We start from the raw sequence: 22,665 nt of genomic DNA on the forward strand, positions 1-22,665 counted from the left end.
GATCAACCAAACCGACAAAGCATCCTATGACCTCTGGGAAAACAACGGACAGGCGCCGCCGCCCAGCGCCGCACAGCCGGAGCATCCGGCAATGGCTCGTGATTCTGCCGAGCCTGGCTTTCACGGTCACGCTGGCCGCCGCGGCCGAGCGCTGGGACATCGACGCACTCATGCACGCCTTGTCGCGTATCGAAAGCGGCGAAAAGCGCTATACCGAAATCAAGACCATGGCGGTCCTCAAGGAACCGATGCGGCTGAGCGGCACCCTGAGCTACCGCGCGCCGTCCTTCCTCGAAAAACGCGTGCTTGCTCCCTTCGAGGAACGCTATACCGTGGATGGCGATTCCCTGACCATCGAAAATCCCGCGAAAGGCATCAAACAAACCCTTTCGCTGGCTTCACAACCGGCGATCTGGGCTTTCGTGGAGAGCATCAGGGCACCGCTGGCGGGCGATCTGGCAACTTTGAACCGCTTCTACAAAATCAGTTTCGGCGGGTCGCAGCGCAATTGGTTGCTGGCCCTGGTGCCTACCGAGCCGGACATGGCCAGGCTGGTTCGGTTCGTCCGCATCCGCGGCAGCAACGACCGCATCGATCGCATCGAAATCGAGGAAACCGGCGGCGACCTCTCGGTCATGACCATCGAGCATCAGCCGTGAAGGAGCGCCTGCCGGTTTTAGTCTGGCTGATCCTCATGGCGGTCGGCGCCTGGATCGCGCTGTTCCTCACCCCGGTATCGACCGACCTGACCCATTTCCTGCCGAAAAAAGCGGGCGTCGCGGAGCAGATCCTGGTTGAGCAACTGCGTCACGGCGTGGCGTCACGGCTATTGCTCATGGCCCTGGAGGGAAGCAACGAATCCGACCTGGCGGAAATCAGCCGACGCCTGGCGGAACGGCTGCGGACCAACGATACATTCGTGCGGGTCGACAACGGAACGCACGGGCTTTCCCCGGGCGATCGGGAATTTCTGTTCGAGAATCGCTATCTCTTGAGTCCGAAGGTCGCCGAACCGCGTTTCAGCGCGGACGGACTCCAGCAGGCCCTGGATGCGCGGCTGGCAGAACTCGCGTCGCCGGCCGGCCTGCTCGGAAAAGAATTCCTTTCCCGCGATCCGACCGGCGAATTTTTCGAAACCTTGCGGATCTGGATGAAATCCGGCGGCCCGTCGATGCGCCAAGGCGTCTGGTTTTCGCCGGACGGGCGGCGGGCGCTGCTCGTCGCGGAGACGAAGGCGCCGGCGTTCGATCTGGATGCTCAGGCCGGGGCGGTGGCTTCGATTCGGGACGGCTTCGCCGCAATCAAGGGAAACCGGCCGGTGGAACTGCTCTTGAGCGGCCCCGGCGCATTCGCCGTGGAAGCCAATACCACCATCACCGAGGATGCCGTGCGGCTGTCCCTGCTCAACACGCTGGCAATCACCCTGCTGCTGGCCGCGGTGTACCGCTCGCTCAGAGTCATCCTGCTCGGCCTGGTGCCGCTGGCGACCGGCGCCCTGGCCGGCACCTGCGCGGTGAGTCTCTGGTCGGGCGGCATACACGGTATCACTCTGGGGTTCGGCGCGACCTTGCTCGGCGTCGCCGCCGATTATCCCAACCACTTGTTCACCCATGTCCGCCGGGGGGAGACCAGCCGTCGGACGGTGCGCCTCATCTGGCCGACGCTCAGGCTGGGCATACTGACCAACGTGGCGGGCTTTGCCGCGATGCTGTTTTCGGGTTTCGAAGGTCTTTCCCAACTCGGGGTTTTCGCGGCGACCGGACTCCTGGCAGCCGGGCTGACCTGTCGCTGGATCATGCCGGTACTCATGCCCGAACATATCGCCTTGCCCGACCGGGTCGTCAAAGGATTGCACGCCGATGAATTTCTCGGAAAACTGAACCGGCTCCGGTTCGTTCCGCCCTTGCTCATTCTGGTTGCGATCATATCGATCACCCGCTCCGGCGCGTCGCTCTGGAACGACGATATCGACGCCTTGAGCCCGGTCCCCGAAACCCGCAAGGCGTTGGATGAAACGCTTCGCCGCGATCTGGGCGCGCCGGACCTCCGCCAAATGATCGTCGTCACCGGCAGCGACGCCGAGACCGTCCTGCGACGGAGCGAACGTCTGAAACAAATCTTGCGGACCCTGGTCGAGAACGGCTCCATGGCCGGCTTCGACATGGCTGCGCTGTACCTCCCCAGCCGTGAAACACAGACGCTCCGGCAGTCGGCTTTGCCCAAGATCGGGATGCTGCGGCGGAATCTCGACGAAGCGCTGCATGACACGCCTTTCCAGCCGCGCGCTTTCGAACCGTTCATGGCCGACCTGGCACGAGCGAAACACGCGTCGCTGCTCGATGCAACGAGCTTTGCCCAAACGTCGTTCCGGCTCAAGATCGAGTCGCTCCTTTTCCCGCACGGCGAGCGATGGATTGCCCTGGTTCCGCTCGTCGGCGTGGCCGACGCGGCGCAATTGCAAACCGCACTTGCGCCGGACAAAAGCCTGATCTACTTGGATCTTCGCGAAGCATCGAGCCGGCTGCTGCGGGATTACCGCCGGGAAGCCGTTCACTTGCTGGGGGCGAGCCTGGCCGCCATCGTGATCTTGCTGACCCTGGGACTCCGCTCGCCCGGCGGGATGCTGCGGGTCTTGACGCCCATGGCCGCCGCGGCTTTCGTGACCGCCGCCGTACTGATGCGGCTACACGGCGGGCTGTCGCTTTACCACTTGGTTTCGCTGCTCCTGGTCATGGGACTCGGCATGGATCAGGCCTTGTTCTTCAACAAGCCCAGCCGTACTCCGGAGGAACGCAACCGGACTTTCCTTTCGCTTCTGATCTGCAGCTTTAGTGCCGTTACCGCCTTCGGCATTCTGGCCACTTCGAAGGTCAATATTCTCCACGCGATCGGCAGCACGGTAGCCTTGGGCGCGACTCTTGCAGTGTTTTTCGCGGCAATGCTGGCCAGACGGAATCAGTCTTCGGCATAATACTTGAATCTCGTAAAACCGTATTTCAATCGTTCGAAATGACCTCAGCGCCACATCAAGGGTCGCGCCCTCACCCTTTCTCCGGGAGTGGAACTCGATGCTCTTCGCCTTCTTCGAGAAAGGCCGGCAATTAGGGATGGCGGTGCTCCCGGGTCCATGCAATCGCCGAATTTTGCTTGAACTTTTTAGGTCCTGATCTCAGGCCACATTTCTCCACACCGACTTGATGCAGCCATTGATCCTTTCCGCATTCACCCTGATCAACTGTCTGGGCAGGGGACTGGATGCGACTTTGGCGGCACTTCGGGAACAGCGCAGCGGGCTTCGCCACTGCGATTTTCCGGATGCCGAACTGGATACTTATATCGGGCGGGTCGAGGGCATCGAAAACGAGCCCATAAGCGGACGCCTGAGCGATTACGATTGCCGCAACAACCGCCTGGCCCGAATCGGTCTCGAACAGGACGGCTTCGCCCGAGCCGTGGAAAACGCCCGCCGGCGCTACGGGCCGGACAGGATCGCGGTCATCCTCGGCACCAGTACTTCCGGCATCCTGGAAACCGAATCCGCTTATCGCCGGCGCGATCCCGAAACCGGCGCCCTTCCGCCCGATTTTCGCTACCGGCAAACCCAGAACACGTTTTCCGTGGGTGATTTCACCCGGCGCTATCTCGGCTTGCGGGGTCCGGCATCGGTCGTCTCCACCGCTTGCTCGTCGAGCGCCAAGGTATTCGCCGGCGCCGCGCGCATGATCGAGGCCGGACTGTGCGATGCGGCAGTGGTCGGGGGCGTGGACAGTCTCTGCTTCACCACCTTGTACGGCTTCACCGCGCTCGAACTGGTGTCGTCCACCGCGTGCCGTCCCGCCGATGCGGACCGTAACGGCATTTCAATCGGAGAAGCGGCCGGTTTCGCGCTGCTGGAAAAACCGGCGTGCGGCGACGGCGACATCGCGCTGCTTGGCTACGGCGAAAGCACCGATGCCTACCACATGTCTTCGCCTCATCCGGATGGTCTGGGCGCGGGGGAAGCCATGCACAAGGCCCTGCAGCGGGCCGGGGTCGATCCGCGGGCCATCGATTACGTCAATCTGCACGGCACCGCCACCAAAGCCAACGATGCCGCTGAAGATAAGGCCGTGTCCGCCATCTTCAGCGCCGCGGTGCCGTGTAGCTCGATCAAGGGCTGGACCGGCCATACCCTGGGAGCTGCGGGGATCGTGAACGTCATCGTAAGTTGCCTGAGCATTGGAGAGAGCTTCGTGCCGCGCAGTCTGAATACCGAACGGATCGACCCGGAGATGGCGTCCTGGATCGTCACCCAAGAATTGCGAAGGCCGGTCCGGACCGTCCTCAGCAACGCCTTCGGTTTCGGCGGCAACAACGCCAGCCTGGTTCTGGGGAAACGCTCATGATTCGGGTATTCGTCGAGGGCGTCGGCATCATCGGGCCCGGCCTTCCCTCCTGGAACGAAAGCCGCCACATTCTTGCCGGACGCCAAGTCTATGCAGGCGGCGAATTGCCGCGGCTGTCGGCTAGCCGGCTTCCGGCCGCGGAGCGCCGAAGAAGTACTTCGGTAACCCGGCTCGCGATCGACGTGGCGGAACAGGCTCTCCCGCCGCAGGTACGGGCGGACGAGGTCGCAACGGTGTTTACCTCCTCGGGCGGCGAAGTGGAAATCATTCATAAGATTTTCGAAGAACTGTCGACCGCGGAGCGGCTGATCTCGCCGACCCAGTTCCACAATTCGGTCCATAATGCGGCTTCCGGTTACTGGAGCATCGCGACCGGATCACGGCAGCCGTCAACGAGCCTATCCTGTTTCGACGATTCCTTCGCCATCGGCCTACTGGAAACCGCCAGCCAGGCATCCGTCGAACGCACCGGGGTTCTGCTGGTCGCCTACGATTTCCCGCCGCTTCAGCCGATACTCCGGGCTCGCCCCTTGCCGGCGCCGTTCGCCGTCTCTTTGCTGCTGGCTCCAGCCCCCTCCGGTCACGGCTTCGGTGAACTGACGATCAACTTCGCCGGCGCCGATACCGGCGATGCCAGCCGCATGGCCGATGCAGGTCTCGAGACTTTGCGCAGCGGCAATCCCGCCGCCCGAAGTTTGCCGCTTTTGGCGGCTCTGGCCCGATCCGAAGCGGCCGAGCTGGTTTGCCCTTGCGGCGAGTATGGACGAGTGCACATCGGGCTTACGCCATGCGGCTAGATCGGAGGAAGCTCCGCACGCTGCTCCCGCACGCCGGGGCCATGTGCCTGCTGGACGAAATACTCGAATGGGATGAAACCCGGATCGTCGCATCCTCCGGTAGCCACCGGCTGCCGGATAATCCGCTGCGCCGCGGAGGGTGCTTGAGCGCGGTTTGCGGCATCGAATACGCCGCGCAAGCCGCTGCGATACACGGCAGCCTGTTGACCGGAGAACGAGACGGTGAGGTGAAACCCGGCTATCTGGCGGCGGTCCGCGAATTCACGCTTGCCGTGGATTGCCTGGATGAAATCGAATCGCCCCTGCTGGTTCAAACGGAAATAGTTCACGGAAATGAAATTGGTTTGCTGTACGCTTTTGCTATGGAATCAAGCGGTAGCGTTCTTCTCTCGGGAAGGGTATCGGTTTTTTTGCCCGTCTAAACCGAACCAGGATGACGCAAGCCTGTTTCTCAGGAAATTGCCTCATCGGGTAGAACCCCCCTCCTCGGGAGAGTACAATACTTTACCTTTTAATACGCGCTTCTATTCGGGCAAACGAGGCGATTTCTAAGATAAGGCAAGGCTATGAAACAGCTTTCGGAGATCATGACGGTAATGCATGACGAATACAACACGGACGATCTGCGTATTTGCGAAGTCAAGGAGGTCATCCCGCCCGTAAAAGTCCATAAAGAATTTCCCATCGGCCACGAAGCCGCGCTGACGACGCTGCAAGCACGCCGGGAAATCCACAGCATTCTCTCCGGAGAGGACAACCGCCTGCTCGTCGTCATCGGCCCATGCTCGATTCACGATCCCGAAGCCGCGCTGGAGTATGCCGGACACCTGCTGAAACTGAAGCGGGACTTGGCTGACGATCTGGTGATCGTCATGCGGGTTTACTTCGAAAAGCCCAGGACCACGATCGGCTGGAAAGGTTTGATCAACGATCCGTGCCTGGACGAGAGCTTCAATATCAACAAGGGATTGAGATTGGCGCGCCAGCTGCTGCTCAATCTGAATCAGATGGGCATGCCGTCCGCCACCGAATATCTCGACCTGATCACGCCGCAATACGTATCCGACCTGATCGCCTGGGGAGCGATCGGAGCCCGCACCACGGAAAGCCAGGTGCACCGCGAACTCGCCTCCGGCCTGTCCTGTCCGGTCGGCTTCAAGAACGCCACCGACGGCGGCATCAAGGTGGCGATCGATGCCATCAATGCGGCCAGACGCCCGCATCATTTTCTGTCACTGACCAAGGCCGGCCATTCAGCCATTTTTTCGACCACCGGCAACGAGGACAGCCACATCATTCTGCGCGGCGGAAAGCAGCCGAACTACGATGCCGAGAGCGTGGAAGCAACGGCTCAGGCACTGGAAAAGGCAGGGCTGCCACCCAATATCATGATCGATTTCAGCCATGCCAACTGCATGAAGGAATATCAGCGTCAGCTGAGCGTGGGAGAAGAAGTGGCGATGCAGCTCGAGGCCGGCGATTACCGTATCTTCGGCGTCATGATCGAAAGCCATTTGAAAGCCGGCAATCAGAAACTGGAGCCGCGCAAGCCCCTGGAATACGGCCTGAGCATTACCGACCCATGCCTGGGCTGGGAGGACAGCGAGTCTCTGCTTCACCGCCTGGCGCAAGGTGTGGCCCGGAGACGCCGGCACAGCCGCTGAAAAACAGTGGCATCCCCTGCCCGATCGACCCCATGAATCATGCGTATTTTCGTTAACGGCGAACCGAGGACCATAGCCGATGGAGCGACTCTGGCCGATCTCGTAACCGAATTGAACCTGGGCGGCAAGCGCATTGCCGTAGAACTCAACCGTGAAATAGTGCCCCACGGACACTATGAAGACTATCGACTCACTATGGACGATAAAATAGAAATCGTACATGCCATCGGCGGCGGACAAGGCGATCCACTGGTCATTGCCGGTCGCACTTATCGTTCGAGACTCCTGGTCGGCACCGGAAAGTACAAGGATTTGGACGAAACCCGCCGTTGCGTGGAAGCTTCCGGAGCCGAGATCGTCACGATCGCGATACGCCGCAGCAACATCGGACAGGACCCGGGCCAACCCAATCTGCTCGATGCAGTTCCGCCGGATCGTTACACCCTGCTGCCCAATACCGCCGGGTGTTATACCGCGGAAGACGCCGTACGCACCTGTCGGCTCGCCCGAGAGCTCCTGGGCGGCCACAACTTGGTCAAGCTCGAAGTGCTGGGCGATCCCAAGACGCTGTATCCGGACGTCATCGGCACCTTGGCGGCTGCCGAAACTCTAATCAAGGAGGGATTTGAAGTCATGGTCTACACCAGCGACGATCCGGTAGTTGCCAAGCGGCTGGAGGAACTCGGCTGCGTGGCCGTCATGCCGCTCGCTGCCCCGATCGGGTCCGGGCTCGGCATACGCAATCCGTACAATATCCTCACCATTATCGAGAACGCCAAGGTGCCCATCCTGGTGGATGCCGGCGTGGGTACCGCGTCCGATGCCTCGGTCGCCATGGAACTCGGCTGTCACGGCGTATTGATGAATACCGCCATCGCCGAAGCGAAAAACCCTGTCCTTATGGCGGGAGCGATGAAGAAAGCCGTGGAGGCGGGCCGCGAGGCGTTCCTCGCCGGTCGCATGCCTCGCCGCCGCTACGCCTCGGCGTCTTCTCCCGAATCGGGATTGTTCTTCTGATTCACCAGCAGGACGATATCCACGCTATTGTTGCCACCTGAAAAACACAATGTCGCCACCGAGACGATGGACGAGAAGCTTGTGGCGGCAGGCTTTTCCGCCGGTTCCGAGGCGTGGATTGCGGGAAGAATTTCTGACTATTTTTGTGTAGAATCGATGGCTCTTGATTTCGATCTTTCGGCCCTCATACCAGAGGATGGCCGACGCTGATGAAGCTATCGGACCAATCCGGTGGCTGACGGCCAGTACATCTAAACCTGACACAAATTAAAGGAGATGTTTAATGAGCGTATTAGTCGGTAAACCCGCCCCCGATTTCAAAGCAGCTGCAGTTTTAGGCGACGGCAAAATCGTCGACGACTACTGGTTCTCGAAGGAAACCAAGGGCAAGTACGCCGCCATAGTCTTTTATCCGCTGGACTTCACCTTTGTCTGCCCGACCGAATTGATCGCCCTCGACCACCGCATCGACGAATTCAAACAGCGCGGCGTGGAAGTCATCGCGGTTTCCATCGATTCCCAATTTACCCACAACGCCTGGCGCAACACGCCGGTCGACAAGGGCGGTATCGGCCCGGTGCGCTACACCATGGTGGCTGACGTCAGCCACGCCATTGCCAAGGCCTATGACGTGGAAGTGGAAGGCGCTGCCGTTGCCTATCGCGGCTCCTTCCTGATCGATCGTAGCGGCGTCGTCCGCCATCAGGTCGTCAATGATCTGCCCCTGGGCCGCAACATGGACGAACTCCTCCGCATGATCGACGCGCTCCAGTTCGTCGAAGAGCACGGCGAAGTTTGCCCGGCCGGTTGGGACAAGAGCAAATCCGGCATGAACGCAAACCCCGAAGGCGTGGCCGATTACCTCAGCAAGAACGCCGCAAACCTCTAAGATCCGGGATTTTTCCCGTTTCAACGCCCCGCCTTGCGCGGGGCGTTTTCGTTTCCGGCTACTGCATCCGGGTTGCCTTGAGCAGGAAGAACTGCCGAACCAGCACGGCGCACACGAGACCGAGCGCAACCGACGAAAAATTGATCAGCCCGGTCGCGAACGTTGCCTGCTGCATGTGGAGCGACGCGATCCACGGCTTTGAGACCAGCAAGCTCCAGGCGATATTGGGGATGTAAAAGGACAAGAGCCCCGCGAACGCCCAGTGAAAAATCGGTAGACCCCGATCTTCCGCGCTTCGATAAAACCAGTATGCGATCAATACTGCGACAATGCCGCCTATCATGATATTTCTCCTCGGGTTGATTTCGTTTTAATAGTTCGTGTTTGCCGGCTGCTCCGGCGCTCCGAAGTCGACCGCGATACCATGCTCCGCGATCGGGTGCGAGCTTCGTAACAGCGTACGATACAAAAGACTCGCAAGCCTTTCACCCTCAAAGCTCGAGCGATTTTCTCTCCATCAGATAGCACAGACAGTCCTGTCGGATAATCCGTTTGTCTAGAGTCAGCATGGAGGGCATCACCGCCTTTTTCAGCACCAGGCGGTCTTCACGAATTTCGAAATAGTCCGAGGCGACATCACATCCCGATTCATCGCATGCGATCAACGGGAGGCCGAACGAATAGTTCTTCACGGTTCCCAAAGCAGTACCGGCGCTCAATTCCGTGAAATTCAGGTGATCCAGATCCTCATTCAACCGAAAGTCCGCATCTGCGGCCGAAAAATCGAAGGATACGTCTTCGCGCACAGTGACTTGCACGACCGTGTGATAGAAATCCAGATCTTGCGGCGCTACCGGGCAATCCGGTATTTCGGTGAGGTGGAGGCAGGCGTCCAGGTATTCGAAAACATGTTCGCTCCCGTATCTCTGTCCCGGCTTGCCGCACTCCAGGGTCACTGAAGGACACAGCTTGGCGAAAGCCGAGGTCTGCGTGCCTCTGGGATAAGTAAAATAGATCACCAGCCGGCTAAACACGGAAGCCAACCTGAAAAAACGATGGTCCAGCCGGTTGACGCAAGCATAATGGGGGTTCACCCCGGTATTGTTGTGCACATCGATGCTGGCGAAAACGCGGCGAGCCGCCATTTCCTCCACCACCGCCTGCATTACGGCCGTCTCGGGACAAGCGGGATGCGTGGTTCCGGGCCAGACGCGATTGTAATCCGCCTGTCCGTCCAATCTTCGTACGCCTTCCCGGGCCGCCGTAACATTGCCTATGAAAATCGACAAAGCACGCGGCAGGGCCTGAGTCGAATATTTTTTGAGTAGGGCCTGCACGGCATATAGGCCGGTAGGCTCGTTGCCGTGAAGCAGTACCGATATGAACAAAGGGCTTTCCTGACGCCCCTGGAGGTGGATCAGCGTGGGTCCCGGCAATATCGTATGGAGACTTTTCGAATCGATGTCGGCCAGACCGGGCGGGACATAATCCAGTTGGGTCAAAAACGGAACATCCATTACAGCGGCCACCGAGAAATCGGCTCTCCGCCTTTCTGACAATTCAGGTACTCGCGAGTCATGGTCGAAAATTCCCCCGGAAATTTCGCTATAAAGCGGCGTTGCCATTCGCTACCGGTCTGGCCGGATATGGTTCGCTGCTCGATGATGCCCAGAAAATAAGCGATGTCCGCTTCCGCCAGCCCCAGCCGATTCAGGCCGAGCCGGGCCTTATTGAGCAACTCATGCAGCAGCCATGGCTTAACGGGCAGCTTTTCTCCATCTTTCCAAACCACATGCGCGCCTAGGCCATGCCGGGCCGCCTGATAAAAATTATCCTTGGCCTGCGCAAATGGAATCAGCGGCTCGGAATATTCATTCGCAAACGCTTCCACCAATCCGTAAAAGAACGCAGCATTAGCGATCATGTCCACGATGCTCGGCCCTGCCGGAATGACACGATGCTCGATTCGAACATGGGGGCACCCGTCGGGATCGAAGCCGATTAAAGGACGATTCCAGCGCCAGATGGTACCGTTGTGGAGGCGCAAATGGGCAAACTGTTCCGGCGGCGCCTCCGACAGTATCGGCAATAAAATCGGATAATGCTGAAAATTCTCCTCGAACACTTCGGAAATGGCGTGCCTGGCATAACCGCTGCCGAACCCCACCCGATGCAAAGGTCCGTGGCTTGCCTCACGGAAGCCGCCGATATCGACCGCTTGCTCGAACAGCGGAATCCGTGTCTCGGCCCACAGATCCTTTCCGAACAAGAACGGCGAATTAGCGGAAACAGCCACCAGCGGCGCGGAAACCAAAAGAGCGGTATTGAAATAATCCAGCACCCTCTCAAGCGGAACTTGAAGATGAATCTGAAACGAGGTTGCCGCCGATTCGAGCATCACATCTTGGTGTTCGACCGAGAGATGCTCATGCCCTGAAATATCGAGCTTCAGAGGTTCCTGGCGACGAGCCGACAAAATCTGCTCGTTTAGCGCGCGAAACCGGTTCATCTCGGAAATATTAGCCAGATTAAGCGACTCGGCGGGTACCGTAGGCAATATGCCGATCGCCACGAGATCGACGCCCACGGACTCCGCGGTCGTCCGAGCCTTACGCCAGAGCTCACCCAAATCGGAGTGAAGCCGCGATAGCACCTCCCCTCGCAAAGGCTGCGGCATGCTATTGAACTCAACATTGAATTTGGCGAGTTCCGGGCAGGCGAGCGAACTACCGAAGGATTCCAGAAACGCCGCATTGGCCGGCGCGGGATTCATTTCGGAATCGACCAGCCACGACTCCAGTTCAAACCCGGTGATCGGGCCTCGCGACGAACATTCGCCATTTCGAACGTAGCGACCGAGCAACGCGGTTTCTTCTTCCAAACGCCGGTGAAAAAGATCGAAATCGGTGTTGGAGAACTGGGCTCTTGCGATCTCTTGCCCCATGTTCCACCCCAAAGTTTTGGCGCTCTGACCACATCATGCCACGGACTTAAGGCCGACCAAAGACGCAATTTATCTTATGCAAGCTATAGACCGCAAAAGTGGTCGAAAAGATTGATCCTGGCCAGCGAAAGCGCTTAAAATCACAAAGACAAGCGGGTGTAGTTCAATGGTAGAACCTCAGCTTCCCAAGCGTGCGACACGAGTCGCGTCGGTAGCTGGCCTACTCACAACGTCATCGTGAGGAAAACAGCCCTTTATCCACCAGCGTGCCTGCGCTCCTGGTGGCAGGATCGCAACCTCTATAAGACATCTTCAAGATGTTCGTGGTTCTGAAGCAGGCTTTGTATCGACATTGCGGCGAATGCCGTTTAAGTAGTTGTCTTGCAGATTGCAGGATTTGACAAGACCCGGTGTTCAGCCGCCGGTAGCCTAGGTACGGTGCTGGGTTGGTAACGACCCCGTGCCAAGCGTACTGACAATGTAGCCACCTTACGGGGTACACTAGCTCCGTGAGGAGCCTAGTGTGATATCGGGAGTCGCACCCGGTTGAGGCGCTAGGCTGAGTCGAAGGGTTAGCGTAAGCGAACCGCTATGAAACGTCGTCAAGCTGAACAAGCCAAAAGCGACTGATAGGCTTGACCCAAAATGGGACGTGGTGGGTTGCTCTTCTGCTTGGTAAGGGCACGCTGACAAACAACACCACCGGCGAAGAGGCGGAACCCTAACGACTCTTGCTACTTAAACGGAACGTGGTAAGCCCATATAGGTGTCCTGGCGACAGGACGAGGCAGCCCGTAAGGTTTGCTGATACCTATGTGGGTAAAGGATCGCGGAAAAAGCGAAGGCCGGTTCGTAATGGACCGGATAGGGGATGAAACGATCGCCCCGACCCGAAAGGGTGCAGACTTCCGCGTGGTGGCCTATCGCGAGATAGGTCTGTCAACTAACCCCCGAGGGGATGGATACATCCCTTCGGGGGAGAAATGCGTCCATCTCCGACGGAATCGGGCGGGTGTAGTTCAATGGTAGAACTCGAGCTTCCCAAGCTTGCGACGTGGGTTCGATTCCCATCACCCGCTCCATATTGGAGGCTGATATGGACGCTCTTCCAAAGAGTGATGTCGCTTCCACTACATGGTCAAGTTGGCACGAAATTTCGTGGTCCGACGCCCATCGTGTAGTCGGGAGGTTGCAGACACGCATCGCGAAATCAACAAAAGCAGGCAAATGGCGACGAGTCCGACGCTTGCAATCCCTCCTCACCCGCTCCACCAGTGCAAAAGTGCTGGCGGTCAAGCGCGTCACGGAGAATCAAGGTCGAAAGACGCCCGGCGTCGACGGCCAGACCTGGAGCACCCCGGAAGAGAAGTGGCACGCCGCGCATAATCTGTGCAGCAAGGGCTATCACCCTGCCCCTCTACGCCGGATTCATATCCCCAAAGCGAACGGCGGAAAACGTCCATTGGGCATTCCGACGATGCGCGACCGGGCGATGCAGGCACTTCATCTTCTGGCTTTAGACCCGATAGCGGAAACGCTCGCCGATCCACACTCCTACGGCTTCCGAAAAGGCCGTTCGACGGCGGATGCCATCGAACAGGTACACAACGTACTGGGACGAAAAGCATCTCCGAAGTACGTCCTGGAAGGCGATATCAAGGGGTGTTTCGACCATATCAGCCATGACTGGCTGTTGGCGAATGTCTGCATGGACAAGCGCCTACTCCGGAAATGGCTGAAGGCGGGATATAGGGAACAAGGGTGCCTGTTCCCGACCGAAGCGGGTACACCCCAGGGAGGTATTGTTTCCCCTGTACTCGCAAATTGGGCGCTGGATGGCTTGCAACAACGGCTCGAATCGTTGTTCCAAACGGTTCGGGAAGCCCGCGCAGCCAAGGTCCATCTGGTGCGCTATGCCGACGACTTTGTGATTACCGGCAGTTCGAAAGAATTGCTGGAAACGAAAGTCAAACCTGCTGTCGCCGAATTCCTTCGGGAAAGAGGATTGACGTTGTCGGAGACCAAGACTCGCATTACCCATGTGAGTCAAGGTCTCGACTTTTTGGGTTAGAACGTCCGAATGCACCGATCGATGCTGTTGATACAGCCTTCGAAACGGAACACCAAGGCGTTTCTCGGCAAGGTCAGACAGGTACTCAAGGACCTGCGGGCCGTGAGCCAGGTCACGGTGATCGATACCTTGAACCCGATTCTTCGGGGATGGGCGAACTATCACCGCAGCCAAATGGCGACCCGCACGTTCACCCGATGCGACCATCACATCTGGGGTGCCCTATGGCGCTGGACCGTCCGCCGTCACCCGAACAAAGGGAAACGATGGATCAAGGCAGCGCTATTTTCAGCGCCTGAAGGGTCGTGACTGGCGTTTCGGGGAAAAGGACAAGCTTCTGTTGTGTCTGGGTGGCGTACACAAGCGCAAACACACCAAGATCGCAGCGGAGGCCAATCCCTACGATCCGGCGTTTGATGACTATTTTTCCGGGCGGCTCGCCGCTCGCATGCTTCAGACGCTGGAGGATCGAAAGCGGCTTCGCTGGCTTTGGTGGTTCCAGGGAGGAATCTGTCCGGTATGCAACCAAAAAATCACGGCAGAAACGGGGTGGCATCTCCACCACGTCCTGCCGCGGCGCTTGGGCGGATCGGACACGATGAGCAATCTCGTGCTGCTGCATGAGAATTGCCATCGACAGGTACACGCGAAGGAAAAGCCGACCTTTGTTGGTGGCCTACTCCGAAACGGGTAGGCTTTCAGGCTGCTTGAGCCGGATGCGTGGAAACATGCACGTCCGGTTCTTAGGGGAGGAGATGGCCGCGAGGCCCTCTCCTTACCCGACTGATGACGTGGGTTCGATTCCCATCACCCGCTCCAGGTACCGTTATCTTCGTCATTTTCATCCGTAGCAATCGCTTCGTTATGGCCCGGATGAGCACACCGACATTCGCGGGGCATGGATTAAAGCCCTTCTACGCTGAAATAGAGATCCCTCTTCGTTCTAGTATCGGCTAGGCCCGTGGACCGTTCTGCCGCCCTGTTCCCCAGGGTTGCTTCCGCCGCCGCAGGTGTAACTTCACAAGACTTAAAAATACTCTAAGCGTCTTCGTCGGCAACGGATTCCCGACCTACAACCCTGCCGCCCCGTAGGTCGGGAATCTTTTTCCGACGCCGTGCTCCGGACGAGCGCCTTCGTCGACAAAGGATTGCCGGCCTACGCACTGCACTCGCGCTCCACACAACTTTATGGAATGTAATCAGAACTGAAAATGGATCACAAACACTACCCCGATCAACAGACTGGCATAGATTGCCAGCCTTCGCCGATTCGCCATTCGGGTGGGATAGAGATTCAGATCATCGGACCTTGACGCCATCCATTTGCGGAAACGATATACGACGCTGCGGAAAATAAACCAGCCAAGCACAAAAAAAAGGCCGGCTGAGGAGGCTCGCGCCGACCTTGTACAAGTCTTCCTTCGCTAGTTCGTTGAGGTAGTGAAGCTAGCTACTGCCTTGGAGGGGGAACTTCGGCAGCGAGGTCATCATATAGTATCGACTCGAATCTATCAAGCGCTCGTGATCAGATGGCGATTTCGGGTTCGTCGCTGACAAAGGTTGCCATTCGCGAAGATCCTGCATTTTTGAACTGGAGGCCGAATTGCCGAACCGGTTTCAGACGGCCGTGTGATGGACTGGACGGAAAGCGACAGCGACGGTGAGCAAGCGCAGGCGCACAGCTCAGAACGAACCTACCCCGCACAGGGAAACCGTACAGGTTCGAGGCTCCCCTCGAACGCTGAAACGGGGTAAAAGACAGGACACTCGGATTTCGAAGGATTTCCGCGTTAGGCTAAGAGAACCAACCGGCGTTTCTCAACGTAAGCCCACGCTAAGCCGTACACCTCGGGACCGGGTACAGTTTCTCGCTCCCGAAATACTCCTTAATCCCGTTAGGCCGTACCGGCGGCAGAACGCTCACCGTACTTCTTGGCCGCCTGGCGGCAGAAAGCATCGACAAAAGACTCGGTCACTTCCTTGAAAAAACCGCCAAAAGCCATTCCCAACAGGGCATTGGCGAACTCGAAGTCGAGCCGGAAGGTAGCCTCGCAACCGCCGGTCGCACTCGGCTCGAACCGCCAGTGCCCACGCAAGTGCTTGAATGGTCCTTCAACCAGATTCATCCGGATATGTTTGCTGTCTTCCATGGAATTTTCCGTGGTGAAGGAAAACTTGATCTTGCCTTTGGACAGCGTGATGGTCGCCCTGAGCGCATTGGGCGTTTTTGAAAGCAGTTTCACGTTGCTGCACAAAGGAAGGTAACTGGGATAGGATTGAACATCGTTTACCAGATCGTACATTTCTTTGGGCGTATAGTTGACGCAGACACTCGTGCAGATTACCGCCATATCAAAACCAACCTTAAATTTCTCATATCAGCGTTAGCGGCGCCGGCCGAGGCGATCATCGCACATCTTCGGCCGTACGCGGACATTTCGGGAAAACAGTATTGAACCCAACCGGCCTGCCTCTCATGCACTCGTCACGCGGCAGAGGCATCGGCCTCCTCATTTCGTCAGCTTCGAAACATTCTCCAAACTTTCGCTCAGACGCTTGATCTCTTCCTCGGCGCGGACTTGGCTGGTTACATCATACTGAATGCCGAGATAATAAATGACCTTCCCATCTCGATCGAAGAGCGGCGTGAGTGCGAGATGATTATAAAAGAGCTCGCCGTTCTTTCGATAATTGCGGAGCGTCACTTCGATCGGTTGAGCGTTCGCCAGGGCTTCCCTGATCTGGGCGCAAGCATCCTGATCTCTGTCATTCCCCTGTAAAAACCGGCAGTTTCGCCCAAGGATTTCTTGCCGGCTGTATCCGGTGATCTGTTCAAATGCTTTATTCGCATAGACGATGGGCATGTCTTCCAGGTCCGGGTCGGCCAGAGTTACGCCATTGACGCACGCATCGAGAATCGTGGCCAGCACCTGGGGAATGAGTCCCGGATCCTTATCCACAACGAAGGCCATAATCGGTTCCTCCTATTTCTCACTTCAATCTTTCGCTTCGGCTTATCGTTTGTCGAAAAACCGCGCCAAGTTCCCATTGGCTTATTCGTGGCCTTCCAGCAGGCCTTTCAGATTCTTGACCGTCCGCTCGGCACCATCCTGGACGGCGACTCGAATCAATTTTTCGAAAGGACGCATGAACAGTTCGAGTTCCGACAGCTCGAAAGTAAACGCGACCTGAGTGGATGGAGTCGGCATAGTCTTTTGCTCGAAGTCATAGACACAGCGGTAGGGACTGGACACCCCGCTGAAGCAAAGCCGCTTGTTCGGTTGATAATCGGTTACCCTGAAGGTCGATTCGGTCCGGTGACCATGATCGACTCGAACCTGTCGCGCCAGGGTGCCAAGACGCAACGGCCCTTCCGACAAGCACCTCAATTCGACGACTTCGGGTGACCACTTCGGGTAATTCGCGAAAAACTCGTCGCTTATGAAATGGAAAACTTCGTCTACGGGTTTCTTGATGACCGTGGTCGCCTTGGCCTTAACGGGCTGACTTGAGCCAAACATCATTTGCGCCTCCTGAAGTTCCTGGCGTCGTTACCGTACACACCGATATCCCGTCTATCCGGTTAATCTGCTCGCCCCATGACAATGGCACCGAAACGGAGAGCCCTCCCGACTGCTCCCATACCGCGATCCAAAAACAGAGCGCCCCGACCGACGAAAACCGGACTCGACTGCATTTCCAACCGACCCCGGCCGCTTACAGGACGTAGGTATCGATTCCCGCAAGCAATAGATCGTATTGCGCTTCAACGATTTCCTTCACGATCGTTGCGGGGAATCCCCCCACCACATTACGCTCCAGCGCCAGCCATCCCACCGCGTCCCGCGGCCCCAGGCTGATCACATAGCCCAGGTCGTGGTGAAGGTAAGGCTCCAGCACCTTGACCAGTCCCGAATGCCTGAGAATATTCCGCGCCGCCAACTTGCCTTTGCGCACGGCAGACTGTGCCGTCAGCGCGTTCGAGCCCAGGGAGCGGTAATACGAACAGTCGCCGGCAGTGAAAATACGGTCCAAGACCTCTCCGTCCGCAAGCACCTGACCGAAAAAATTGGCATGCAAGCGAATGCCGGGGCTTTTGCCGACGAACAGCAGAGTCAGATTCGAATCGAGTTCAGACAAGTCGCCCGTTTCCACCGCTTCGATAACGGCATGGTTTGCCTCCTGAGCGCGAAAAAAACACCCGGGCACATATTCGATTGCAAGATCTGCCATTCGAGCCTGCGCATACTGTCCCAATCTGGCATCGAACTGGCTCAGCACCCCATGCTCGGAATCCACCAAGCGCAGCCGGCAGGGAATACGGCGCTCGCGTACGAAATGGGCAATTTCGAACAAGTACTGGATTCCCGTCGCACCGCTCCCGACCACGCTGATCCAAGGCTCGGGAGTGTCCGCTGCCGCCAGGTTTTCCCGCAGAATTTCCGGACCCGATTTTTCGACGAAATCATCGAGATCGATGACTCGGCCGGATTTTTCGAGTTTTTTGAATCCGGTACCGGTTGCGATCAGCAGGTAATCGAACCCGATCTCCTCCGGGCCGACCGGAATGACACGCTCGCTCTGCCACTGTTTCAGGGCGGTATCGTCGAATGTCAGGTCCGCCATGATGTGACGAAAATTGAAACGCTTCTCCAAGGCCTGGAAAGGCAGTTTGAAATCCTCGAGCGGACGGCGAAAACTTTCGTGAAGATGGGTAATCTTAAGGTGATAAGGCCGGCGATCGATGAGGACGATCTCCGCATCGGGACGGTATTTGCGAATCGTGATCAGTGCCGAGAGACCTGAATAGCCACCGCCTATGATGACTAGCTTGAGTGCTTGCTTACTGGGGAAATAAAATGGCAGAAACATATCCGTTCTCGTTTTGCTGTTTTTTCTTCTGTGAATTCCCCACAATCGACGGACTGATTTTTGGAAACGCTACGCTACAGCCATTTTGCCGGGGAAATTCCCGCTTTTCGTAAGACTTGCCGGCCCCCATAAAGATTCCCCTTCGTTCGGCACCGCTGATCCCGCCGCAACCAGGTCCATGAAGATTCGTCGCCCGAACTATGAAAGTATCCAGTTAGATCGTATTGTGTTATCCGGAATCCGCGAACTACGACAATAAGGAACTGATTTATGACCGACCAAGATACCGTCTATCGCCGAGACGAAAAATCCAAGCGAATTCTGGTGGTCGACGACAACACGGACGCCGTCGAAAGTTTGGCTTTGTTGTTGGAGCTTGAAGGCCATGACGTCAGAACCGCCCTCGACGGGCCGGCTGCCCTCGAGTTGGCGTCCGATTTTCGGCCTGAGGCCGTTCTTCTGGATATCGGCCTTCCCGGCATGGACGGCTACGAAGTAGCCCGCAGACTGCGTGACCGTCCGGAAACGCGCGAAGCGTTGATCATCGCCATCACCGGTTATGGCCAACTCGAAGATCGAGCTCTCACCAAAGCCGCGGGGTTCAATCATCACCTGGTAAAGCCGGTCGATCCGGAAGAACTGGGCGCTTTGCTTACCTAGCACCGCGTATTATCAGACATCAGTGGAATAACACATTTTGGGGAATCGCGGGATGAATCGTTCATATTTCTTCCTCAGGCTAGAACCGAAACCCGGCCTTGTCGGTCGGTGCCCCATCGTGGCCGGCCTGAACGGCTACCAGGCGGAACCGGATCACCGCTCATCAGTCGAATCAACCTGACGCTCTGATCGAACAACTCTATTGCGAACCGGGTGTTCCACTTCAAGGGCGATGTTTCTCGAACCCCCACGAAAAGCGAACCGAAAGAGCCGGGCTTTCCGTATCCGCGAGCGTACGGCCTTACTGTGCTACTGGATTTGGGCCTTGGCTTTCATTTCCGGCTGCGCGTCGATCGATTCGGGAACAGCGCCGATGCCGAGGGGCTTTGAACGCTATACCGACATGGCGGTAAAGCTTCCGGTTTCGTCTGCTTTCGGTCCCGACCGGCGGCTTTGGCGAATCGTTCCGACCACCGACCAGATCTACGTCGATTTTTCCACCGACTACGGCAAGACCTTCAGCTCTCCGGTGGCGGTCAACCCGGAGCGCGTGCCGATCCGGACGCAAAGCGAGTACCGTCCGCAGATTGCCGTCGACCCCGCCGGGCGCGTTTATGTCGCCTACCCTGCCTTCGGCTTGCAACCGTGGACCACCTACCTGAGCGTCTCTGAAGATCAAGGCCGCCGTTTCAGCCCGCCGGAACCCTTGAGCAGCACGGCGAGAACCGCCAATTCGTTTCAGGCGGTACTGGCGATGAGTCCCAAAGGCGAGTTGCACGCGTTCTGGCACGATGAGCGCGAAGGCGCCGACGAAGCCCGGGGCAACGACATCTTTCACACGGTCCTGGATGCCCAGGGGAAAACCGTTCGATCCAATCAGAAAATCGCCGACGATGTCTGTAGTTGCTGCCGTCTTGCCGTCGCTTTCGAAAACGACGGACGTCCTGCTTTGGTCACCCGCTTCATTTACACCGGCAATGTCCGCGATCATGGCCTGCTCAAGCCCAAGGACCAAGAGGCAAAATGGCTGGCGACGCGGGTCACCGACGACGCTTGGGAAATCGAGGCCTGTCCCGTTCACGGACCGGCGCTTTCCATCGGCCCGGACGGACGCTATCACCTCGCTTGGTTCACCCAGGGAAGCAAGCGCCAAGGCGTGTTCTATGCCTATTCCGACGATCAGGGGCGAAGCTTCTCCAAACCCATGGCCTTGGGCGTTCGCGACCGCTTGCCGGGACATCCGGCCGTATTGGCCACGAGCGATCGAGTCGTTCTCGCCTGGAACGAGTTCGACGGCCGGAAAAATCAGGCCATGGTCAAACAGTCCCGGGACAGCGGAACAACCTGGTCCGCTGCAACAGCAGCGGCGGAATCGGACTCCGAAGCCGATTTTCCGCTCCTCCTGACCGACGGCCAGGCGATCTTTCTGTCGTGGAATAGCCTAGACAAGGGGTACCGCTTGATCCGCATCGATTGATCGATTCGCTCTCATCCCTTCCGACTCCTATGTGTATCGATATGAAGAAAATATTTGCTCCGCTTTGCCTGCTCCTGACGCTGTGTTCAGCTCCGTTATACGCCGAAAATCAAACGCAGCCGTTCAAAGCCGGCACTCTCAACGAAATTTTGAAAGCTCGACAGGGAAAACCTTTCATGCTCATGTTCTGGTCCCTGGATTGCACGAGTTGCATGAAAGACCTGGATGCCCTTTCGGCCTCGATGAAAAAGCATCCGAAACTGGACCTGGTCATGGTTTCCACCGACGAGGCCGAATTTTCCGGCGAGGTGGCCGAGGTGCTGGAAAAACACAAACTTGGCCAGGTCGAATCGTGGATCTTCGACGAGTCAAACGCACAGCGACTGCGCTACGAAGTGGACCCCTCCTGGTACGGCGAACTACCCCGCAGTTATTTCTACGATGCGGGTCACAACCGCCTGCCGGTCAGTGGTGCCATAACGACCGAGCATATCGATGCCTGGGTCGCGGCGGTCAAACCCTGAGAGGACATAAGGGACAACGAATCCCTTATGTTTTTGGCCGTTGCCGCGACGGCCCGCTTTACCGGGAGTCATTGGCGCTGTCGGCCAGGGTAAATCGACCCAGGTATTCGTAGGTCGGCAATCCTTTGCCGACACAGACGGTTGATCGCCGCTTTATGTCGGAAAAGGATTTCCGAGACTCGCGAGCTCCCGTACGGTAAATATGAAAATGCTCTGGCTTCAAATGACAGCCAGCTCCGGCGGAATCAGGTACTCCCGGATTCCGCCGCATGCTCACGAGTTTTCGGCGCACCGGTCTTCATAAATTCAGCCCACACCGAAGCAACCGGCTGTACCGTCTATCGGGCTTCTTCGACCGCGGTCGGTACCCTGCTTCCGGTTTCGAGTCCCGCAGCGCCGCCGTCAAGAACCATCCGTTTACCGGCTAGCACATAAGGCACAATCTACTATACTTCCGCAGCAGCGTACCACAGGGACAGAGCCGCTTCTGATCGGTGACCGAACCCGCCTCAAAGATTCCGCAACGGATCGGCGACGTATGGAAAAGGATCTGTCCACAGCTTCGTTAGCGAGATGCCCCCTGCCCTGCCAACGAAGTTTGGATGTCCGGATTGGCAAACGTGTTCCCACAACAAAAACAGGAGTTGACTATGGCAATGACATTACGGCGCGGCGACCGCGGGCCCGAAGTACAGCGGTTGCAGGAACTGTTGAATACCCGCCTGAAGCCTATCCCTAGATTGCGGCCGGACGGTGATTTCGGTGCTCTTACGGAAGCGGTTGTCCGTGAGTACCAAGTGTCCGTCGGCCTCGGTATTGACGGAATCGTCGGACCGCGCACTTGGGCAGCATTGGAAAAGGGTCTCGTCACGCCGATGCCCGCAGCCATTCCGGGCCACTACCCGGATGCGCCGTGGATGGCGGTCGCCGGGAAAGAGATCGGACAGAAGGCAGTTGCCGGCAGAGCGTACAATCCGCGCATTCTGGATTACCACGCCACGACCACGTTGCGAGCGCAATCGGATGAGACCGCATGGTGTTCGGCATTCGTCAATTGGTGTCTACGGCAAGCCGGCATTACCGGAACCAATTCCGCGGGCGCCGCCAGTTGGCTGACATGGAAGGGAGGACAACCGGTTGGCCCCCGCCCCGGCGCCATTACCGTCATCCATAACCCTCGCATGGTCAATACCCGTTTATCTCGATCGGGCAATCATGTCGGATTTTTGCTGCAGGACACCGGCAGCCACTATAAGTTGCTGGGCGGTAATCAAAAGGCGATGGTGAAGACTTCGTCCTTTCCAAAGTCATCCTGGCACCTCAAAGGCTATCGATGGCCCAAGCAGTGACGGTGAAAGGAATACA

Annotated in this window: 23 protein-coding genes and 1 tRNA gene; 17 read left to right on the forward strand and 7 right to left on the reverse strand. The window is 57.7% G+C overall.

Annotated elements, in window-relative coordinates; translation table 11 throughout:
• The first annotated feature begins 98 nt into the window (after positions 1-98).
• From sS8_RS28135 to sS8_RS14120, 9 genes are all read left to right on the forward strand, one after another.
• Positions 99-659 (forward strand): LolA-related protein, encoded by a 561-nt coding sequence (locus sS8_RS28135; RefSeq protein ID WP_170161079.1) that lies wholly within the window; start codon positions 99-101, stop codon positions 657-659.
• Entirely contained in the window at positions 656-2,971 is a 2,316-nt protein-coding gene (locus tag sS8_RS14090; RefSeq protein ID WP_170161080.1) for an MMPL family transporter, read from the forward strand. Before sS8_RS28135 ends, sS8_RS14090 begins: the two co-directional genes overlap by 4 nt.
• A 226-nt stretch (positions 2,972-3,197) precedes the next feature.
• Positions 3,198-4,385: a beta-ketoacyl-[acyl-carrier-protein] synthase family protein gene (locus tag sS8_RS14095; RefSeq protein ID WP_119630173.1), complete on the forward strand. Its 1,188-nt coding sequence runs from the start codon at positions 3,198-3,200 to the stop codon at positions 4,383-4,385.
• Positions 4,382-5,182 (forward strand): beta-ketoacyl synthase chain length factor, encoded by an 801-nt coding sequence (locus tag sS8_RS14100; RefSeq protein ID WP_119630174.1) that lies wholly within the window; start codon positions 4,382-4,384, stop codon positions 5,180-5,182. The genes sS8_RS14095 and sS8_RS14100 overlap by 4 nt, the downstream gene beginning before the upstream one ends.
• Entirely contained in the window at positions 5,173-5,604 is a 432-nt protein-coding gene (locus tag sS8_RS14105) for a hydroxymyristoyl-ACP dehydratase (protein ID WP_119630175.1), read from the forward strand. Before sS8_RS14100 ends, sS8_RS14105 begins: the two co-directional genes overlap by 10 nt.
• 174 nt (positions 5,605-5,778) lie before the next feature.
• A complete protein-coding gene (gene aroG, locus sS8_RS14110; RefSeq protein WP_119632794.1) occupies positions 5,779-6,846 on the forward strand; it encodes a 3-deoxy-7-phosphoheptulonate synthase AroG in 1,068 nt (355 codons plus the stop codon).
• A 39-nt stretch (positions 6,847-6,885) separates the two neighbouring features.
• On the forward strand, positions 6,886-7,863 hold the full coding sequence (gene thiS / locus sS8_RS14115; protein ID WP_119630176.1) for a sulfur carrier protein ThiS: 978 nt from the start codon (positions 6,886-6,888) through the stop codon (positions 7,861-7,863).
• 27 nt (positions 7,864-7,890) lie between these two features.
• Complete coding sequence (locus tag sS8_RS27685; RefSeq protein WP_145986536.1) at positions 7,891-8,073, forward strand: hypothetical protein; 183 nt, start codon at positions 7,891-7,893, stop codon at positions 8,071-8,073.
• A gap of 73 nt (positions 8,074-8,146) precedes the next feature.
• Positions 8,147-8,752 (forward strand): peroxiredoxin, encoded by a 606-nt coding sequence (locus sS8_RS14120; RefSeq protein WP_119630177.1) that lies wholly within the window; start codon positions 8,147-8,149, stop codon positions 8,750-8,752.
• 58 nt (positions 8,753-8,810) lie between these two features.
• Here sS8_RS14120 and sS8_RS14125 read toward each other — a convergent pair whose 3' ends face one another.
• From sS8_RS14125 to sS8_RS14135, 3 genes are all read right to left on the reverse strand, one after another.
• Positions 8,811-9,095 carry a hypothetical protein gene (locus sS8_RS14125; protein WP_119630178.1) on the reverse strand — a complete coding sequence of 95 codons (285 nt, stop codon included), beginning with the start codon at positions 9,093-9,095 and terminating at the stop codon, positions 8,811-8,813.
• Between the two features lie 148 nt (positions 9,096-9,243).
• On the reverse strand, positions 9,244-10,269 hold the full coding sequence (locus sS8_RS14130) for a M14 family metallopeptidase (RefSeq protein ID WP_119630179.1): 1,026 nt from the start codon (positions 10,267-10,269) through the stop codon (positions 9,244-9,246).
• Positions 10,269-11,696 (reverse strand): glutamate--cysteine ligase family protein, encoded by a 1,428-nt coding sequence (locus sS8_RS14135; protein WP_119630180.1) that lies wholly within the window; start codon positions 11,694-11,696, stop codon positions 10,269-10,271. The genes sS8_RS14130 and sS8_RS14135 overlap by 1 nt, the downstream gene beginning before the upstream one ends.
• Before the next feature lie 1,008 nt (positions 11,697-12,704).
• Between sS8_RS14135 and sS8_RS14140 the strand changes: the two genes are divergently transcribed.
• The 4 genes from sS8_RS14140 to sS8_RS29225 all read left to right on the forward strand — a co-directional run bounded on the left by sS8_RS14140 (position 12,705) and on the right by sS8_RS29225 (position 14,461).
• Positions 12,705-12,778 (forward strand) — tRNA-Gly (locus sS8_RS14140).
• Positions 12,779-12,792: 14 nt separating this feature from the next.
• Positions 12,793-13,767, forward strand: coding sequence for a group II intron reverse transcriptase/maturase (gene ltrA / locus sS8_RS29215; RefSeq protein ID WP_232020652.1), 975 nt, complete (start codon positions 12,793-12,795; stop codon positions 13,765-13,767).
• A 9-nt stretch (positions 13,768-13,776) separates the two neighbouring features.
• Entirely contained in the window at positions 13,777-14,076 is a 300-nt protein-coding gene (locus tag sS8_RS29220) for a group II intron maturase-specific domain-containing protein (RefSeq protein ID WP_232020309.1), read from the forward strand.
• Between the two features lie 31 nt (positions 14,077-14,107).
• A complete protein-coding gene (locus sS8_RS29225; RefSeq protein ID WP_232020310.1) occupies positions 14,108-14,461 on the forward strand; it encodes an HNH endonuclease signature motif containing protein in 354 nt (117 codons plus the stop codon).
• A gap of 1,201 nt (positions 14,462-15,662) precedes the next feature.
• Here sS8_RS29225 and sS8_RS14150 read toward each other — a convergent pair.
• The 4 genes from sS8_RS14150 to sS8_RS14165 form a co-directional block, all read right to left on the reverse strand.
• Positions 15,663-16,118, reverse strand: a complete 456-nt coding sequence (locus sS8_RS14150) for a type II toxin-antitoxin system RatA family toxin (protein ID WP_119630181.1) — start codon at positions 16,116-16,118, stop codon at positions 15,663-15,665.
• Between the two features lie 159 nt (positions 16,119-16,277).
• Positions 16,278-16,739, reverse strand: a complete 462-nt coding sequence (locus tag sS8_RS14155; RefSeq protein WP_119630182.1) for a PAS domain-containing protein — start codon at positions 16,737-16,739, stop codon at positions 16,278-16,280.
• An 81-nt stretch (positions 16,740-16,820) separates the two neighbouring features.
• A complete protein-coding gene (locus tag sS8_RS14160; RefSeq protein ID WP_197716523.1) occupies positions 16,821-17,291 on the reverse strand; it encodes an SRPBCC family protein in 471 nt (156 codons plus the stop codon).
• Positions 17,292-17,484: 193 nt separating this feature from the next.
• The gene (locus sS8_RS14165; protein ID WP_119630183.1) at positions 17,485-18,639 is read right to left on the reverse strand and encodes an NAD(P)/FAD-dependent oxidoreductase; all 1,155 of its coding nucleotides are present in this window, start codon (positions 18,637-18,639) and stop codon (positions 17,485-17,487) included.
• 270 nt (positions 18,640-18,909) lie between these two features.
• On the opposite strand from sS8_RS14165, the gene sS8_RS14170 reads away from it, so the two are divergent.
• The 4 genes from sS8_RS14170 (at position 18,910) to sS8_RS14185 (ending at position 22,649) form a co-directional block, all read left to right on the forward strand.
• Positions 18,910-19,299 (forward strand): response regulator, encoded by a 390-nt coding sequence (locus sS8_RS14170; RefSeq protein WP_119630184.1) that lies wholly within the window; start codon positions 18,910-18,912, stop codon positions 19,297-19,299.
• Between the two features lie 373 nt (positions 19,300-19,672).
• Positions 19,673-20,776, forward strand: coding sequence for a sialidase family protein (locus sS8_RS14175; RefSeq protein ID WP_145986537.1), 1,104 nt, complete (start codon positions 19,673-19,675; stop codon positions 20,774-20,776).
• 41 nt (positions 20,777-20,817) lie between these two features.
• Positions 20,818-21,300, forward strand: a complete 483-nt coding sequence (locus tag sS8_RS14180; RefSeq protein WP_269461464.1) for a redoxin domain-containing protein — start codon at positions 20,818-20,820, stop codon at positions 21,298-21,300.
• Between the two features lie 602 nt (positions 21,301-21,902).
• Entirely contained in the window at positions 21,903-22,649 is a 747-nt protein-coding gene (locus tag sS8_RS14185) for an NlpC/P60 family protein (protein ID WP_119630187.1), read from the forward strand.
• The last annotated feature ends 16 nt before the right edge of the window (positions 22,650-22,665 follow it).

Origin of the sequence: Methylocaldum marinum (genome assembly GCF_003584645.1) — a bacterium.
GTDB lineage: Bacteria > Pseudomonadota > Gammaproteobacteria > Methylococcales > Methylococcaceae > Methylocaldum > Methylocaldum marinum.

What these genes read in the sequence shown, in the direction of transcription:
- sS8_RS14095 (WP_119630173.1), top strand. Translation starts at nt 3,198, where the DNA reads ATGCAGCCATTGATCCTTTCCGCATTCACCCTGATCAACTGTCTGGGC.
- sS8_RS14100 (WP_119630174.1), top strand. Translation starts at nt 4,382, where the DNA reads ATGATTCGGGTATTCGTCGAGGGCGTCGGCATCATCGGGCCCGGCCTT.
- sS8_RS14105 (WP_119630175.1), top strand. Translation starts at nt 5,173, where the DNA reads ATGCGGCTAGATCGGAGGAAGCTCCGCACGCTGCTCCCGCACGCCGGG.
- aroG (WP_119632794.1), top strand. Translation starts at nt 5,779, where the DNA reads ATGCATGACGAATACAACACGGACGATCTGCGTATTTGCGAAGTCAAG.
- thiS (WP_119630176.1), top strand. Translation starts at nt 6,886, where the DNA reads ATGCGTATTTTCGTTAACGGCGAACCGAGGACCATAGCCGATGGAGCG.
- sS8_RS14120 (WP_119630177.1), top strand. Translation starts at nt 8,147, where the DNA reads ATGAGCGTATTAGTCGGTAAACCCGCCCCCGATTTCAAAGCAGCTGCA.
- sS8_RS14125 (WP_119630178.1), bottom strand. Translation starts at nt 9,095, where the DNA reads ATGATAGGCGGCATTGTCGCAGTATTGATCGCATACTGGTTTTATCGA.
- sS8_RS14130 (WP_119630179.1), bottom strand. Translation starts at nt 10,269, where the DNA reads ATGGATGTTCCGTTTTTGACCCAACTGGATTATGTCCCGCCCGGTCTG.
- sS8_RS14135 (WP_119630180.1), bottom strand. Translation starts at nt 11,696, where the DNA reads ATGGGGCAAGAGATCGCAAGAGCCCAGTTCTCCAACACCGATTTCGAT.
- ltrA (WP_232020652.1), top strand. Translation starts at nt 12,793, where the DNA reads ATGGACGCTCTTCCAAAGAGTGATGTCGCTTCCACTACATGGTCAAGT.
- sS8_RS29220 (WP_232020309.1), top strand. Translation starts at nt 13,777, where the DNA reads ATGCACCGATCGATGCTGTTGATACAGCCTTCGAAACGGAACACCAAG.
- sS8_RS14150 (WP_119630181.1), bottom strand. Translation starts at nt 16,118, where the DNA reads ATGGCGGTAATCTGCACGAGTGTCTGCGTCAACTATACGCCCAAAGAA.
- sS8_RS14155 (WP_119630182.1), bottom strand. Translation starts at nt 16,739, where the DNA reads ATGGCCTTCGTTGTGGATAAGGATCCGGGACTCATTCCCCAGGTGCTG.
- sS8_RS14160 (WP_197716523.1), bottom strand. Translation starts at nt 17,291, where the DNA reads ATGATGTTTGGCTCAAGTCAGCCCGTTAAGGCCAAGGCGACCACGGTC.
- sS8_RS14165 (WP_119630183.1), bottom strand. Translation starts at nt 18,639, where the DNA reads ATGTTTCTGCCATTTTATTTCCCCAGTAAGCAAGCACTCAAGCTAGTC.
- sS8_RS14170 (WP_119630184.1), top strand. Translation starts at nt 18,910, where the DNA reads ATGACCGACCAAGATACCGTCTATCGCCGAGACGAAAAATCCAAGCGA.
- sS8_RS14175 (WP_145986537.1), top strand. Translation starts at nt 19,673, where the DNA reads ATGCCGAGGGGCTTTGAACGCTATACCGACATGGCGGTAAAGCTTCCG.
- sS8_RS14180 (WP_269461464.1), top strand. Translation starts at nt 20,818, where the DNA reads ATGAAGAAAATATTTGCTCCGCTTTGCCTGCTCCTGACGCTGTGTTCA.
- sS8_RS14185 (WP_119630187.1), top strand. Translation starts at nt 21,903, where the DNA reads ATGTCCGGATTGGCAAACGTGTTCCCACAACAAAAACAGGAGTTGACT.